This window comes from Desulfosarcina sp. (assembly GCF_041551955.1).
Taxonomy (GTDB): Bacteria; Desulfobacterota; Desulfobacteria; order Desulfobacterales; family Desulfosarcinaceae; genus Desulfosarcina.
Genome location: NZ_JBFELV010000073.1, coordinates 1 through 16,046, shown reverse-complemented (window position 1 = coordinate 16,046; position 16,046 = coordinate 1). Strand labels below are relative to the sequence as shown.

The 16,046-nt window shown below is 56.7% G+C and carries 15 protein-coding genes and 1 pseudogene; 12 read left to right on the top strand and 4 right to left on the bottom strand.

Annotated elements, in window-relative coordinates:
- Together ABYV26_RS08040 and ABYV26_RS08035 are read right to left on the bottom strand one after the other, a co-directional pair.
- Positions 1 to 1,895, bottom strand: a 1,895-nt coding sequence (locus ABYV26_RS08040) for a TRAP transporter permease (protein WP_372679867.1), incomplete at its 3' end; no start/stop codon positions are given.
- A gap of 115 nt (positions 1,896 to 2,010) precedes the next feature.
- Positions 2,011 to 2,988: a TAXI family TRAP transporter solute-binding subunit gene (locus tag ABYV26_RS08035; RefSeq protein ID WP_372679865.1), complete on the bottom strand. Its 978-nt coding sequence runs from the start codon at positions 2,986 to 2,988 to the stop codon at positions 2,011 to 2,013.
- Between the two features lie 243 nt (positions 2,989 to 3,231).
- On the opposite strand from ABYV26_RS08035, the gene ABYV26_RS08030 reads away from it, so the two are divergent.
- The gene (locus ABYV26_RS08030; RefSeq protein WP_372679864.1) at positions 3,232 to 3,357 is read left to right on the top strand and encodes a hypothetical protein; all 126 of its coding nucleotides are present in this window, start codon (positions 3,232 to 3,234) and stop codon (positions 3,355 to 3,357) included.
- Between the two features lie 149 nt (positions 3,358 to 3,506).
- Here the strand turns inward: ABYV26_RS08030 and ABYV26_RS08025 are convergent, their stop codons facing one another.
- Positions 3,507 to 4,355 carry an HD domain-containing phosphohydrolase gene (locus ABYV26_RS08025; RefSeq protein WP_372679862.1) on the bottom strand — a complete coding sequence of 283 codons (849 nt, stop codon included), beginning with the start codon at positions 4,353 to 4,355 and terminating at the stop codon, positions 3,507 to 3,509.
- 391 nt (positions 4,356 to 4,746) lie between these two features.
- Here ABYV26_RS08025 and ABYV26_RS08020 point away from each other — a divergent pair, with 391 nt between their 5' ends.
- The 11 genes from ABYV26_RS08020 to ABYV26_RS07970 all read left to right on the top strand — a co-directional run bounded on the left by ABYV26_RS08020 (position 4,747) and on the right by ABYV26_RS07970 (position 15,774).
- Positions 4,747 to 6,204 (top strand): nitrogen regulation protein NR(II), encoded by a 1,458-nt coding sequence (locus ABYV26_RS08020; protein ID WP_372679860.1) that lies wholly within the window; start codon positions 4,747 to 4,749, stop codon positions 6,202 to 6,204.
- Between the two features lie 8 nt (positions 6,205 to 6,212).
- Entirely contained in the window at positions 6,213 to 7,562 is a 1,350-nt protein-coding gene (locus ABYV26_RS08015; protein ID WP_372679858.1) for a sigma-54-dependent transcriptional regulator, read from the top strand.
- Between the two features lie 242 nt (positions 7,563 to 7,804).
- Positions 7,805 to 7,972, top strand: coding sequence for a helix-turn-helix domain-containing protein (locus tag ABYV26_RS08010; RefSeq protein ID WP_372679856.1), 168 nt, complete (start codon positions 7,805 to 7,807; stop codon positions 7,970 to 7,972).
- A gap of 42 nt (positions 7,973 to 8,014) precedes the next feature.
- Positions 8,015 to 9,286 (top strand): ABC transporter substrate-binding protein, encoded by a 1,272-nt coding sequence (locus ABYV26_RS08005; protein WP_372679855.1) that lies wholly within the window; start codon positions 8,015 to 8,017, stop codon positions 9,284 to 9,286.
- Positions 9,287 to 9,291: 5 nt separating this feature from the next.
- Positions 9,292 to 10,158: a branched-chain amino acid ABC transporter permease gene (locus ABYV26_RS08000; protein WP_372679853.1), complete on the top strand. Its 867-nt coding sequence runs from the start codon at positions 9,292 to 9,294 to the stop codon at positions 10,156 to 10,158.
- Entirely contained in the window at positions 10,155 to 11,174 is a 1,020-nt protein-coding gene (locus ABYV26_RS07995; RefSeq protein WP_372679851.1) for a branched-chain amino acid ABC transporter permease, read from the top strand. Before ABYV26_RS08000 ends, ABYV26_RS07995 begins: the two co-directional genes overlap by 4 nt.
- On the top strand, positions 11,171 to 11,959 hold the full coding sequence (locus ABYV26_RS07990; RefSeq protein WP_372679849.1) for an ABC transporter ATP-binding protein: 789 nt from the start codon (positions 11,171 to 11,173) through the stop codon (positions 11,957 to 11,959). The genes ABYV26_RS07995 and ABYV26_RS07990 overlap by 4 nt, the downstream gene beginning before the upstream one ends.
- Entirely contained in the window at positions 11,952 to 12,698 is a 747-nt protein-coding gene (locus tag ABYV26_RS07985; protein ID WP_372679847.1) for an ABC transporter ATP-binding protein, read from the top strand. The genes ABYV26_RS07990 and ABYV26_RS07985 overlap by 8 nt, the downstream gene beginning before the upstream one ends.
- A 247-nt stretch (positions 12,699 to 12,945) precedes the next feature.
- Positions 12,946 to 14,625, top strand: a complete 1,680-nt coding sequence (locus ABYV26_RS07980) for a class I adenylate-forming enzyme family protein (protein WP_372679845.1) — start codon at positions 12,946 to 12,948, stop codon at positions 14,623 to 14,625.
- 1 nt (position 14,626) lies between these two features.
- On the top strand, positions 14,627 to 15,199 hold the full coding sequence (locus tag ABYV26_RS07975) for a nitroreductase family protein (RefSeq protein WP_372679844.1): 573 nt from the start codon (positions 14,627 to 14,629) through the stop codon (positions 15,197 to 15,199).
- 53 nt (positions 15,200 to 15,252) lie between these two features.
- Positions 15,253 to 15,774, top strand: coding sequence for a response regulator (locus ABYV26_RS07970; RefSeq protein WP_372679842.1), 522 nt, complete (start codon positions 15,253 to 15,255; stop codon positions 15,772 to 15,774).
- A gap of 64 nt (positions 15,775 to 15,838) precedes the next feature.
- Here ABYV26_RS07970 and ABYV26_RS07965 read toward each other — a convergent pair.
- A pseudogene (locus tag ABYV26_RS07965) lies at positions 15,839 to 16,046 on the bottom strand (N-methyltryptophan oxidase); the annotation flags it as partial.

Sequence of the window (16,046 nt, the reverse complement as noted above, 5' to 3'; positions counted from 1 at the left end):
TAGGCCGCCACGCAGACCGGCGGCGTGATGTTGGAGTCCTGGCTGAACCAGTAGACGATCATGTGCGAGGCGATCAGGGCCCAGGAGACCTTGCCCATGATCTCCAAGCGTTGGGGGTCGTCGGGCATGAGGCTGTCCAGGGGCAGCTGCAGCTCCTGGAAGCCGACCCCCCACAGGGTGCGCGAAAGCATGTCCGTCATGGCCCCCACCGCCAGCACCGCCGTGATCAGATAGGCGGCGGTTACCGGCACCCCCATGCCCAGCACCAGGGAGGCCAGCCCGATGAGCAGGATGGCGAAGATCAGGTTCCCGGCGGACAGCTCGATGATAATCTGGGAGAACTTGAGCCCGATGCCGGTAAGCTGGATGGTGCCCACGATAATTCCGATCACGCCCACTGTGGCCCCGATGATCAGGGTGCTGTTGGCTCCCTCGGTCATGGCCTTGAGGATTTCCCGCGGTCCCATGCGGTTCTCCCGGGTCAGCCAGCTGACCGCAATGCACGAGAGCACGGCCCAGAACCCCGAGTACCCCGGGGAAAAGCCCCAGAGCATCAGCACCACGATGATGACCAGCGGAAAGGACATGAACCACTGCTGCTGCAGAATCTGCCAGGCCGTGGGGGCGTCGGCCTCCCGCTGGCCTTTCAGGCCGTAGCGTTTGGCCTCGAAGTGCACCATGACGAACACCGACAGGAAGTAGATTACCGCCGGAAAAATGGCCATCAGCATGATGTCCTTGTAGGGGATCTCGGTCATTTCGGCCATGATGAAGCCGCCGGCCCCCATGATGGGCGGCATGAACATGCCCCCGATGGATGCGGCCGGTTCGATGGCGCCGGCCACATGGGGTCTGAAGCCGTTCTTTTTCATCAAGGGGATGGTGAAGGCGCCGGTGGAGACCGTGTTGGCGATGGCCGAGCCGGAAACCGACCCGAAAAAACCTGAGGCCATGACCGCGACCTTGGCCGGCCCACCCACGGCCTTGCCGGCCAGGGCCATGGGCAGATCCAGGAAAAAGCGGCTGGCACCGGAGTATTTCAGAAAGGCACCGAAAAAAATGAACAGGATCACGTAGGTGACCAGCACGGACGGCATGATGCCGAACACGCCCTCTTGGCTCAGGTAAATGTGGTGCAGGCTGCGGTCGACGGCAAAGCCGGTGTGGGCGAAAGAATCGAGCACGGGAATGCCGTGGAGCAGGTCTCCCCAGAATGCGTAGACCAGAAACCCCACCCCCACCAGGGTCATCGACCACCCCAGGGCCCGTCGGGCCACCTCGAGGCTGATCAAAATGCCCAGGGTGCACATGGCCGTATCCAAGGGCAGTTCGGATCCCATGCGGTAGTTGATGGCGGCGTACTCCATGATCCAGTAGCCGGTGGCCACGATGGCGATGAGGATCAGCAGGATGTCCGTGATACGCGGCACCCGGTACCCGATTTGCCGCCGGTAAACCGCATATGCCAGCAGCCCACCGGACACCATCAGGCCCGCCAGCAGGTAGATGGGGTTGAGGCCGATAAACGCCTGCCGTGGGCCGTTGGATCCCATCAGGAAGTGAAGGCCGAAGTATACCGCAACAAGGATGCTGCCGAAGGGCAGCAGACAGTCGATGGCAAACTTGACCGGATAGAAACTCGGGTCGATCCGGGTGAACGGGTAGACCAACAGAATCATCACATAGGTGATGGTAACATAAAGCCCCAGGAAATATTGCGTGGACACCGGCACGGCGGCGCAGTACATGTAAAAGGCCACCATGAATATCCCTAAGGTGGCGGTCAGCATATACCAGAACCCCTTGAGGGGTCGTCCGCTCCTTTCGTCTTTTTCGATTATTTTTTTAAGCTTTTCCTGGTCAGCCGCAGTTGCGGGAATCTCGGGTTCGCTCATGGCGGGCCTGCCTCATTGGGGTTCATGGTTTCGCAAAAGTGCGCAAAAAGGTTAACCGGGAAAAGCGCCTCATCGCACTTTCCCCGGGGGTTCATCATGACTGCCGTGCGCCACCTTACGGCATCAGCTTCTCCGGTATCGATTTACCCTGTTCCTGCCAGAATTTCACCGCGCCGGGATGCAGGGGCACCGAAGTTCCTTCGAAGCCGTTCTCCAGATTCATCTCGTCGAAGGCCTTGCTGGCCGAGGTCACGGCGGCCATGCCGTCGGCGGACCACAGGGTCTTCATGACCGCGTAGACCAGCTCTTCGGGAAGGTCCTTGTTGGCAACCAGTATAGTGGCGTCCTGAAAGGTGTTGCATACGGGCATGTCCTTGCCGTAAACGCCGGCGGGAATCACCTTGGGTCCGTAGGCAAACGCATCGTAAAATTTTGATTGTTCAGCATCCAGCCCCACATCGACCAGGGCGATCTTCACCTGGACGGCGGCTTCGATGATCGAGCGGTTGGGATAGCCCACCAACACCCAGAAGGCATCGATCTTGCCGTCCTGGAAAGCGCTGGCGGCCTGGCTGTATCCTAAGAATTCGGGCTTGATCGTGTCCCACAGGCCGATATGGCGGAAGAACCGCTCGGCGCTGGCGGCCGCACCCGATCCGGCGTTGCCCAGAGCCACCCGCTTGCCCTTCAGGTCCATGGCACTCTTGATGCCGGCATCGCCCCGCACCACCAGCTGGGCCGGCGCACCGTAAAGGTAACCCAGGGTGCGGACGTTCTGGTAGGTAGCGCTGTCCTGGGGCAGTTGACCCTTGGCGGCCAGATCCAGATCCACCGCATAGCACAGCCCGAATTCGGACTCACCTTTGTGGACCCGCTTGACGTTTTCCACCGAGCCGCCTGAACCCACGGCCGAGGCCTTGATATTGGCATTCACCTTGGGCACGTGCACCGCCATGGCGTTGGCGAAGGTGTTGAACGTACCCCCGGTGGGGCCGCCACCAATCTTGACGCTGTAATCTGCAGCGCTTGCAGGGACAACCACCATCGCTGCAGCAACCAGGGCCACCAATGCAATCATCCACTGTCTGTTCATGCCTCTTGCTCCTTATTTAAAATGGAAATGGGTGTCGGCGATCCGACCAGGCGGGGGGTTTTTAACAAATACCATCCCCCGGCAGAGGATCGCACCTGCTGTGCTCCTGCCCGCAGTCGCCGGTTTTACTTCCAGGCACAACCGCGGGAGGGAGGATCCAGGCTTTATACCTTCCCTATTTTATAGTAAATATGGAAATTTTCGGATTCACGCGTAATGGTTTTACCTACAGAAGCTTCAGCCGTGTTTGACTACCCGCATCGATCCGATGAGAAGAACCATGAATTCTCTAATCCGGACAAGCACTTGCCGCAAAAAGGGGATGGTATGGAGGCCGGAGACGCTGCCCGGCGAGGCGAGATGAAATGAAAACAGACCGTCCAGCGACACCCCGAGGTTCGGGGAGTGGTGAGAACAGTGGCTACCTTTCCAAGACATACGATCGGCAGCCCCACGATTTTCCTGACTCGTGACAGACGGGTGAAGCGGGTCACCACGGAGAGCTTGTGACGGCATGATTAGATATCGACCCACTTCGGCGCCATGGATATAAAGGCATCGATGGCGCCTTTCTCGTGGCGCGGCTTGAGATCTTCGGCGCTGCCCTTCACACCGGTCGGCTCCGCCACAAAGGTATCACCGTCACGGTGGAGGCGATGCTGGTTGCCGCACACGCGGCAATAGCCGAGGTCGCCGTCCTTGGCACTGCTGGAAACGGTGATCACCGGACCGCAGGTCGGGCAGCGCACCATTTGCACTCCCCGCTCACTGGTCCCGACAATCTCTTGTATGGCGGGCAGGCGAGTCCGTTGAATGAAGGCGTCCAGCAGGCCGGCATCAAACTGACTGCCATGTTCGGCGTTCAAGGCCTCCAGCGCCGGTATCGCGTCCACCCCCCGGCGGTAGGGACGCGTGCTCGTGAGTGCATCGAAAGCGTCCGCAATGCTGACAATCCGGGCAAAGATGGAGATCTGATCGCCCTGAAGAGCCATCGGGTAGCCCTTGCCGTTGACCCACTCGTGGTGTTGATGGACGGCCGGGAGAGCCAGGCTGCCCAGCGGATGGGCCTGGATCAGGATGGCCCCGATTCCCGGATGGGTTTTGACCACTTCATATTCCGGCTCGGTGAGTTGGCCGCGCTTGCCCAGAATGACATCTGGAATGCTGATCTTGCCGATGTCGTGCAGGAAGCCGCCCAGCCTGGACAAAAAAACCATTTCCGTCGTCAGACTTGCCGCTTCGGCCAATTGCTGGGAATACTGGGAAACCCGCCATAGATGGCCGCCGGTATAAGCATCCCGAGCCTCGATCACGGAGGCCATCATGGCCAGGGATTTCAACAACGGTTTATCGATTTGGATTTTCATCGATCATCCACCTCCTCTCATTCGCCCGATCCCTGGCCGCAGATAGCCCTGACAGTGACTGACACAGCATACAGAATAGGGGGGACAACACATCCTATTGGAATGATCGATGAGCGGTTGGGCGGACATTCAACGCTGAACTGCCAGTCGCTTTAGTTTTTTCGACAACCTGAGCCTAGTTTCTCACAGGATTATCATCGAGGTCAATCTATCTATGAAGTGGTTGGCTTTCTGGATTTTAATGGACTTGGTGGCATTTTCGGTTTACCAAGAGTAGCCGAGTTGAAGTGCTGTGCAGCACGCACTTCTTTGCAAGGAGGTCTCTGTGGGATTTTGCCTTCCATCTTTTTTTACATCCAGGCGCCATGAAATCGTCACCAGATGGGTTGACGTGCTGAAAACCGAAATGGGTGCACAATACGCCGCCAGGTCGCGCAAGGAGTTGATGGGAACCGTATCCAAGGCCTATGACGCGGAAGTGGATGTCATCCTTCACAATAATTATCAGAAGATCAACGCCTTCATCTACGAAATCACGAAAATGCGCCTGGAAGCCGGATTTTTGCTCTCCGATGTCCAGAAGGCGTTCGAGCTGTTCAGGAGGCTGGCCATCGACCTGATGGTCAAGGAGGCCACGCTGGCGGAATTTTCCGATGCCGTCAGCAGGATGAATGATTGCCTCAACTATACCATCCACCGTTTCAGCGATTATTTCCAGGCCATGCACCAGAAGAAGATACTTGAGCACAATCGCTTGCTGGAAAAGGAAATTCAGGCACGTACAGCCGCACTGGTAGAATCTGAATTGAACTACAAGACGCTGGTGGAGGAGATAAACGATGGCTATTTCGTAGTACAGAACAAGGTGATCGTCTTTGCCAACCAGGCCTTTTGCAACATGCACGGCTATGGTCTGCAAGAGGTTCTGGGCCGCCATTTTTCCGATTTTGTGGCCCCCGGGGACAGTAAGAAAATCGTCGGCATCTACAAGCATGGACTTGAGGAGCGGACCAGTCAGCGAACGTTTGAGTACCTCCGTCTGACCAAAAAGAAGGAGGCCTATCCGACTGAAATTCAGTCAAAGATGGCCCAATACGACAACCACATCTCCAGGATCGGCATCTGCCGCGACATCACCAACAGGGTTCGCCTGGAGAGAAAGATGCGTGAAAGCGAACGGATGGCCACCATCGGCCAAATCACCACTTCCTTGTCCCACGAGATCAGGAATCCGCTCTCGGCTATCAAGATGAACCTGCAGATTCTAAAAAAGAACCCCCAAATCATAGGCAACGACCAGCGCCGCATCGAAATATCGGCCAAGGAAGTGAACCGGCTGGAAGGTATCCTGGAAGAGGTGCTCGACTTTGCCAAACCCCTCCATATCAAAACGGGCCGTGTTGAAATCAACGCGATCGTATTGGCCGCACTCGAACTGCTGGACATGAAGTTCGCCGAAGCGGGCATAACCATCCGTACCGATCTCGATTCGAACCTTCCGGCCATTGAGGCCGACGAAGAGAAGCTGGTGCAGGCGTTGATCAATATTCTGTTGAATGCCCTGGAGGCCTCATCCTATGGCTCCAAGGTCGAGATCCAGACCGCTTTCGGGACCGGAAACGGGGGTAAGGTTGAAATCACACTCGCTGACGAAGGCCACGGCATCTCCAGCCAGCATGCATCGGAAATCTTCAAACCCTTTTTCACCACCAAAAGCAGCGGTACCGGATTGGGGCTGAGCAACGCCCATCGGATCATCGAAGCCCACGGGGGGAGGATCGATGTCGACAATCGCCCAGTCCCCGGTGCCTTTTTTAAAATTATCCTGCCAGCTGAAAATTCGGCCTAAGGAGAATCATGGATAAGATCCTGATCATCGACGACAAGCATGCAATCCTGGAAAGCCTGGAAATGTTTTTCGCGGAAAAGGGTTACCGGGTCTTCACGGCCGACTGCGGGAAAACCGGCATGTCACTCTACAAGCACCACGCGCCGGATGTGGTGATTTTAGACATACGGCTCCCGGATACCCATGGCATTTCTCTGCTGGAGCAGATCCAGGCACTTGAAAAACCGTCCAAGGTCATCATGATCACCGCCTTTCAGGACATGGAGACCACCATTCAGGCCATGAAGCTGGGGGCCTACGACTACATTCACAAACCCTTGGATGTGGATAAGGTTGAACGGGCCGTGGAGCGTGCCTTGTACACCCTGAAAATTGACCGCGAGACACCCCAGGCGGCTGAGATGACTCGGCCGCCCAACCCGGAAGTCATCATCGGCAGGAGCGACCGGATGGGCCACATATTCAAAACCATCGGGTTGCTGTCCCAGAATCGGGCGCCTGTTCTCATCCAGGGCGAAACGGGAACGGGCAAGGAGCTGATCGCCCGGGTCATTCACCGCAACAGCTTGTTTGCCATGGAACCCTTCATCACCTTCGATTGCTCCGCCGTTGTGGAAACGCTTCTGGAGAGCGAATTGTTCGGACATGAAAAAGGCGCGTTTACTGGTGCCACCCAATCCAAAGAGGGCAAAATCGAACTGGCCGGCAACGGCACGCTGTTTCTGGATGAAATCGGTGAACTGCCATTGATTATGCAGCGTAAATTTCTTGGTTTTTTGCAGCGCAATGAATACGATCGTGTGGGTGGCAAGCACCCGCTCACCTCGAGGTGCCGGATCATTGCGGCGACAAACCGGAATCTGGCCGACATGGTCAACAGCGGCACGTTCCGGCAGGATCTCTTCTTCCGGCTCAAGGTGGTCATGATCCAGGTGCCGCTGCTGGTAGATCGATTGACCGACATCCCGGATCTGGTGGGTCATTTTCTGCGGAAAATCAACTGGGAGTTGGGCACGGACATCTTCAGCCTTGAAAAGGGGGTACTTGACCGGCTGACCGCGCATACCTGGCCCGGCAATGTCCGTGAACTGGAGAACGTACTGGTTGAAGCCGTGGTAAGGGCCAGGGGCAAGGTGATCCTGGTGGATGAAATTGAAAACATCCTCGCATCCAATTACCCGATTACCACCACCCGACTGACGACCTACTCCCTGCCGCATATGGAGAAAGAACATATTCGGACGACCCTGGACCGGCTCGACTGGAACCGGTCCGAGACCGCCCGGGTTCTGGGCATCTCCCTGCCGACCCTGCGGAAAAAAATAAGAAAATATGATATCGCTCCCTCCGGACGATAAAGCGTGAAGCCCCTGAAAGTTTCTTTCTACCCCTGAAAGGTTCTTTCATGTCGCAGGCCGTCTCACCATTCGAAACCGATCTGTAAAATGGATAAAAACCGTTTATCATCATGATGTTATTCAAAAGCGCAGCTTATTGCCAGCCTGGCATGTGACTTGCTGTGGCATATTCACTGTCTAAACCGCCTTCATTTTTTTTCTTGTAATCACCATTCAACGCTTTCATGGACTGGATCAGCGGAATGCAATTCAAAACCCTGCGGCACAAGGAACAAGAGCTCCTTGAAGAGGTCTTGACCAAAACCGACTGGAATCTTGAAAAAGCGTCACGTCTTTTACAAATCTCCCTTTCGCAAGTGAAAAAGAAAATTCGGGAACACGGCCTGCAAAAAACGGATGAACCGGTATGAGCATACAAACCCAGTTGCAACAACCAAAGGAGGGACAAACGGATGAAAACAGCCCATGGTAGACTGATGGTAGTTCTGCTGATCGCTGTGTTGATGGCGCTTTCCAGCGGCAGCGCACTGGCGGAAAAGCCGATCGTTATCGGCTGCCCGCTCGCGACAGCCTTTCTCTATGGCTGGGATGCCGAAAGAGGGGTGACCCTGGCCATCGAGGAGATCAATGCCCAAGGGGGTGTAGATGTCGGCGGCAAGAAACGGCCGTTTAAAATCGAAGTCATCGACACCCGCGATCTGGAGCCGGGCGTGCCGGTCAGTGAAGCGCTGCTGGCCGTGGAAAAACTCATCCTGGACAAAAAAGCCGATTTCCTCATCGGCGGTCCGGTGCGGTCCGAGGCGGCCTTGGCGGCCATGCCTCTGCTGAGCAAATACAAGAAGGTATCCATTCTCACGACCGGGGTGCTGACACCCAAATACCACGCCATGGTGGCCGAGAATTACGACAAATTCAAATACTGTTTCCGGATTCACGGCGAAGCCAAGAATCTGGTGGGTGAAATTTTCGCCAATTTTGCTGATTTGAAGGCCAAATACGGATTCAACAATCTGTTTATCATCGCCCAGGATGTCTCCCATGCCCGCGGCGCGGCGGAAATCATCAAAAAAGTGGCCACCGACAAAGGCTGGAATGTGACCGGCCTGGAGGTTTATCCCACGGGCGCCACCGACTTTTCAATAGGCCTGCTCAAGGCCAAAAAAACCAACACCGAAATCATCAATATATGGATGGATATGCCCGAAAGCGCCATCCTCCTGAAACAGTGGTACGACATGCAAATTCCGGCCCTGCCATTCGGGTCCACCCTTGCCGCCGCCGAACAGCCCGGTTTCTGGGACGCCACAGACGGTAAAGGCGAATATACGCTCTGCAATGTGGTCAATGCCGGCAACGCCCCTTCCAACGCCACCCCGTGGACGATGAAATTCTACGATGCATACACCACACGCTGGGGGGTCGAGCCCGAAGGCCTGGGAACATCGAGCAGCTACATGGCGGTTTATGTCCTGAAGGATGCCATTGAGCGGGCGGGCAGCCTGGAACCCGACAAGGTGGTGACCGAACTGGAAAAGACCGACATGATGGGTGTTTACGGCAGACTGCGCTTTGACCCCAAAAGTCATCAGGTCATCCCGTCGACGGATCCCAAAGAAGGTGCCGTGGGCAGCATTTTGCAATGGCAGAAGGGTCAACGGGTAGTGGTCTATCCCAAAAGCATCGCCATGGGCGAGATTCAATTGCCACCCTGGATGGGGAAGTAAGGCCGATGGATATCCTGATCTACGGTACGATCAACAGTGTGGCCCTGGCCCTGTATGCCCTGGGATTTGCCCTGGTTTACGGTATCTGCCGTCTGCCCAATTTTGCCCATGGCGCCCTGTACGTCCTCAGCGGCTTTATTGCCTGGACCATGATCAACACCCTCAAAACCAATCTCCTGGTCGCCGTCGTGGCCACCCTTATCGTTACCGGTATGATCGGTGCGATCATTTACCGTCTTTTTCTGATTCGGGTCAGGGGCATGGAGATCTCGGAGATCATCGCCTCCTATGCCATCGCCCTGGCCATTCTCGAAGGTCTGCGCTGGGGTGGCTTCAGAGGCATGACCTACACCCTGCCGGTTTTCATCGAAGGTAGCATCACCATCGGCGGTATTTCGGTGGATTATCAGCGAATCCTGGTGGTGGTCGTCGGCGCCGCCCTGGTGGCCGGTCTCTGGTTGTTCACCCATTACACCCGGGTGGGCCTGGCGCTCCGGGGGATGGCCCAGGACGAACGGGCAGCCCTCATGCTGGGCATCGACTCGGATATGATGGCGGTGGTGGCCATGGGGATGGGCTCCATGCTAGCGGCCTTTGCCGCCATACTGCTGCTGCCTCTGGGCAACATCGTGGTGGAGTCCGGTTACAATGTGCTGATCCTGGCCATCGCCGTGTGCATCGTCGGCGGCCTCGGCAGTTGGATGGGAGCCGTGCTGGCGGCCTTTCTGATCGGATTTGCCCAAATCCTGACCGTGGTCTACCTGGGGGCCCATTACCAGATGATGGTGGCGCTGCTGGCCATAATTTTAACCCTCATACTGAAACCGTCGGGTCTTTTCGGCCAGCAGAAAGAACTGGAGGAACGCGTTTGAAAATTGGAACCCAACAGCGTCGCCAAGAGAGAATCGACCGGGGAATCAAGGTTCGCACAGACGGGCTGTTTGCCTTGATGTCTTGGCGGGAGCTGGCCTACCTGATTGCCCCCCGGCTGTTGCTGATCGGTGGTCTTCTGCTGCTGCCCCTGGTGGTTCCCGGCATGTATTGGCTGCGGGTGCTTTCCATCGTCTGTATTTACGCCCTGCTGGCCCTGAGCTTTGATTTTTTGGCCCACTATGTGGGGCTGGTCTCCCTTGGGGGGGCGTTTTTCGTGGGTGTCGGCGGCTACCTCACCGCGCTGTTGAACACCGAATTTGGGATCAGCCCCCTGATCACCATCCCGGCCGCCGGGATTCTCGGCGGCGTGATATGCACCATCCTGCTGTTGCCCTGCCTGCCCTTGAGGGGCGTCTACTTCGCCATCATCACCCTCATGTATCCCCTTTTCCTCGCCCGGGTGATCGAAGCGTTGAACATCCTGGGCGGCACCGACGGCATCATGGGCATCGACGGCCTTCCCTATGTGTGGCTGGAGCAATACGGGATCATCGTGATCCTGCTGTTGATTCTCTTCGGGTTGCGCCGGCTGGTCAACACCGATCTGGGATTGGTCATGCGGGCGGTCAAGGACAACGACCAGGCGGTCAGGGCATCGGGGATGAACATCACCCACTACAAGGCACTGGCCGTTTTTATCGCATCCTCGGTGGGTTGTCTGGCCGGGGCCTGCCTGGTGCATACCTACATGTGGGCAGGGATCTCCACCTTTGCCTTGGATTTCTCGATCCTGCCCATCGCCGCCACCGTCATCGGCGGGGGCGGAACACTGGTCGGGCCGGTGCTGGGATGCCTGATCCTGGTGCCCATATCCGAACTGCTGCGGGACTTCGGCACCCTTCGAATCGTGTTTTATTCGCTGATCCTGCTGGGCTTCATCGTATTTCGCAGCGACGGATTGATGATTTACGGCCAACGCAAATATCACCAATTTGAAAGATGGACGGACATATGACGGACACCCCCCTTCTGCAGGTCGACAACATCACCAAGACCTTCGGCGGCATCATCGCCCTGAACAATGTCAGCTTTGATGTAAAGAAAGGAGAAATTCTCGGAATCATCGGCCCCAATGGCTCCGGCAAGACAACCGTGGTCAACTGCATCACCGGATTTGTTAAGGCCTCCTCCGGCCGCGTGTTATTTCGCGGCAAAACCATCACCGGCAAACCACCCCACAAAATCGCCGACATGGGCGTCCTGCGAACCTTTCAGATTATGCGTCCCTACTTCAGCCTGCCCGCCTATAAGAACCTGGTGATTCCGCTCTGCTCACCCCGGGCGCGGCGCACCGGCGGCTGGCGCGGCGGCGGCAAGCTGGGTGACCGCAACACGGTGAGCATCGACATCCTGGAGGAGATCGGTTTTGAGCGAGACTCCTACGTCCCCTACAAGACCACGAACACCCTGCCCACCGGTTACCTGAAACGCCTGGAACTGGCCCGGTGCCTGGCCCTCAAACCGGAGTTGATCATCTGCGACGAAGTGTTTTCGGGGCTCAGCATGAGCGAAATCGCCAGTATGGTGCCGCTGATCGAACGGCTGCAGATGGACGGAATCACCCTGATCATGATCGAACACCGGCTGCGCGAGTTGTTTCAGGTGGCCAACCGGGTCATGGTGCTCAACTTCGGCGAGAAGTTGGTGGAAGGCAGCGCCCAAGAGGTCATGGCCGATCCACGGGTTCGGGAAGCCTACTTCGGATCCGAAGTGGTCGAGGAGGTGATGAACCATGCTTGAGGCAAGCGATCTGATGGTCTTTTATGAGAACAATCTGGCCTTGAACAATGTCCACATTCGTTGTGATCACAATCAGATCGTCGGGGTATTCGGTGCCAACAGCGCCGGCAAGTCAACGCTGATGCACGCCCTGTCCGGCATCGTATTGGATATGCAGAAGAAAGAAGCCATGGCCGGCGGCGAGCGCATCACCGTGGCCGGAAGTGTGAGGTACCAGGAAAAGGAAGTGATAACCGTTTCACCCAGCCGGCGGGCAAAGATGGGCATCGTGCTGTGCCCGGAACGCCGACGCATATTCAAGGAAAGCACGGTGCTGGAGAACCTGAAAATCGGCGGTTATCTGGCCACGCCATCCCAAGCCAAGGAGACCCTGGCGTATGTGTTCGACGTATTCCCGGCCCTTTACCGGCTGAAGAATCGTATCGGCGGGTTCTTGAGCGGTGGCGAACAGCAGATGCTGGCCATCGGTCGCGCGCTGATGGCCCAACCGAAGATCCTGCTCCTGGACGAGCCCCTGCTGGGTCTCAGTCCGTTGATGCAGGCCATGCTCATGCGCACCACCCGGGAGATCCGGGACAAAAGAAAGATCTCCATTATCGTTACCGAACAATACGCCCGCCCGGTTTTTCCCATCGTTGACTACGCCTTTATTCTGGAAAACGGTTCCGCCGTACTGGAAGGCACGCGTGAGGAGTTGATGGACAACCCGGACGTGCGCTCGGCCTATTTCGGTGTTTAACCGTTGAGATCGTTGGTTGGTTTCATTGGTTCGATTAGTTTCATTAGTTTCATTAGTTTCATTGGTTTCATTGGTTTCATTGGTTTCATTGGTTGGGTTGGTTGGGTTGGTTGGGTTGGTTGGGTTGGTTGGGGGCAATGAAAGGAAATTCGCTGTCATTCCCTATCTGACCTGCATCGGCAATACCGCAGGTCAGGTTGCGCAGCAGGCGTTACCTGACGATCTGGATTTTACGAAGAGAGAGCGCATGTACACCGACACCGATACGTTGGAACAGGAACTGACCTTCAGCCGATTCGACCGGATGAGTGAAAAATACCCAAACCGGTCCGCACTGGTTTATCTGGGCGAGCACGTCTCCTACCGCAGGCTGAGGGATCTGAGTGAACGCTTCGCCGGCGCCCTGTCGTCCCTGGGTGTGGCCAAGGGCCACCGGGTGATGCTGTATATCCCCAATTGCGTCCAATGGGTCATCGCCTTTCTGGGCATTCAAAAGCTCGGCGCGGTGGTCGTTCCGGTAGCCCCCATCTATACGTCCCACGAAATCATTTATATGATCAAGGATGCGGGCGCAGAAACCGTGGTCTGCATGGACACCAATTTCTGCTATGTCAAGGAGGCCTTGGCGGGAACCAACCTCAAACGGGTCGTCGTCACCAACCTGACGGATTTGCTTCCGACCTGGAAACGCGTTCTGGGCCACCTCTTCGACAAGATCCCCACGGGAAAAGTGGATAACGACCCGCAGGTGCATCGTTTTACCCGGCTGCTCAAACACGCCCCCAGAACAGAAGTCGCAACGATAGATCCGGCGGAAGATCTCGCCTACATTCTCTATACGGGGGGAACCACCGGATTTCCCAAAGGTGTGCCCGGCAACCATATGGGTATGACCTCTTACGTCAATGACGTCACCGAGGATGTCGCCGGCAAGTACCTCAAGGAGGGGGAAGATGCTTACATCGCCATCAACCCGCTCTTTCATATCATGGCCCTGGGCCTGTTCATGGCCGTCGGGCTCAACCGGGGCAATACGACCCTGCTCATGCCCTTTCCCCAGGTGGATGCCATAATGGAATCCATTCAACGGTTCAAGGTCCGGTGGCTGCTGGGGGTGCCGGCCTTATATCGCATGATTCTGGAAAACGATCGCCAGGACCGCTATGACCTCAGTTCGCTGACCTATTGCTATTGCGGCGGCGACGTCCTCCCTGAAGAGGTCAAAGAGCGCTGGCAGAAGCGCTGCAATACGCCCATCTACCAAGTCTACGGTTCCACCGAAGTCGGCCATGTGGCTTACAGCCGGATCGGTGTGGAACCCAGTCCACGGGCCATCGGATTTCCTTTGAAAAGCCGGAATTGTCTGATCGTCGATCCCGTCACACTGGAACCGGTGGAAGCCGGCAAAAGTGGTGAACTGCTGGTCACCTCACCCTATACGCTCAAGTCCTATTACAACAAACCCGAGGAAACCCAAAAAACCTATGTTGAAATCGATGGAAAGCGCTGGTGCCGCATGGGCGATTTCGTCAGCGCCCTGCCCACCGGTGAGCTGATCTACATGGAGCGGTCGGCCGATATCATCAAACACAAGGCCTTTCGCGTGTCGGCCTCCGAGGTGGAGGCGGCCCTCCAGGACCATCCCACGGTGATCGGTGCCTGCGTGGTGGGGGTTCCGGACCCCAAGGTGGGAGAACGGATCAAGGCGATCGTGGTGCTCAAGGAAGATGCCCGCGGTGTGGGCGGCACCGAATTGATCCGCTGGTGCCGGGACCGGCTGGCCCCTTACAAGGTGCCCTCCTATATCGAGTTTCGGGATATGCTGCCCAAATCCAAAGTCGGCAAGCTGCTTCGCCGCGAAGTGCGCGATGACGAGATTCGACGGATAACCAAAAGTAAACCCGCAACAGTTGCGAAAGGAGCGTAGAATGAATCTTTTTTCCGCCATCGAGACGCGCACCAGCTGCCGCAATTTTTTGCCCGATGCCATAGATAGACCAACCATTGAAAAAATCCTGGCTGCCGGGGTGCGCGCGCCGTCGCCGCTGAACGCCCAGCCGTGGCAATTCATCGTGATCACCGCCCAGGCGAAAAAGCAGGAAATTTTTGCGGAAGCGGAACGCTGCCGGGCGTGGGCCATTGAACAAAGTGGCTGGGCATGGCTGGGCAAATATAAAACAGATTTTCTCCTGCAGGCCCCCGTACTGGTGGCCGTGGTCGGCGACCCCAAAAAAAGCGGCATGGACATGTTCCAGAAAGACGGTCCTGTCGGTTATCAGTTGGCCTGCGCCGCCGCCATTCAGAATATGATGTTGGCTGCCCACGCCCTGGATCTGGGCAGCCTGTTCTTTACCCTGTTCGAAAAAAGCCACATGCGACGCATCCTCGACATCTCAGATGAAAAAACGCCGGTGGCGCTAGTGTGTATCGGCAAACCCGTCGCTCCCCAGGGGCCGGTGCCTCGAAAAGCGATCCAGGAGAAAACCGTATACCTGAACTGATGGGATACTGTCGCAGCGGCAGCCCCCGCCGCGACAACCACTGGAGGATTACCATGTCGGAAAGCATCCTTAACGGTAAGCGCATACTGGCCGTAGATGATGAGGCCGATGTTCTGGAAACCCTGGAAGACCTGCTCGACGGTTATCCCGGACTGGTTCTTGACCAGGCATCGGACTATGAAAGCGGCTACCATCTGCTGCGCTCCTGGACCTATGATGCAGTCATTCTCGACATCATGGGGGTCAGGGGCTACGATCTGCTCAATGCGGCGGTGCACTTGGGATTTCCGACGGTGATGCTCACGGCGCATGCCTTGTCCGCCGACGATTTGAAGCGCTCCATCACCCTGGGTGCGAGGGCCTACATTCCCAAGGAGCGAATGACCGACATTCCCGCATTCCTGGAAGATGTGATTACCCTCGGTCACCGTTCAAATCTACAAAAAATGTTTCAGCGGCTGGGCGGCCTGTTCAACAAGCGATTCGGTTCCCAGTGGATGGAGGAGGAGCAGACCTTCTGGGATCAGGTGAGATCAGGAGATTACCAGCCGAAACCAATCATTTTAAAGAAGTAACCGTCCGTTTTTGACCCTGACTTCAACACGGGTCTTGACATCCGCCATGGATGCACGGCCGGCATCATTCCCGCCGGACAAAACGCCGTGGTGAGAAAAATCCCATGTCGATGGCTGGGACGAGGCCTTCGAGCAGGTCAGCCAGGGTTTCACCCAACACCGGTGCGAACTTGAAGCCGTGGCCGGCCAGCGCCACGGCGAACACATTCTCGTTGCCGGGCAGTGGCCCCAACACAAAGTGGTCATCCGGCGTCAGGGTATACATGCAGGTG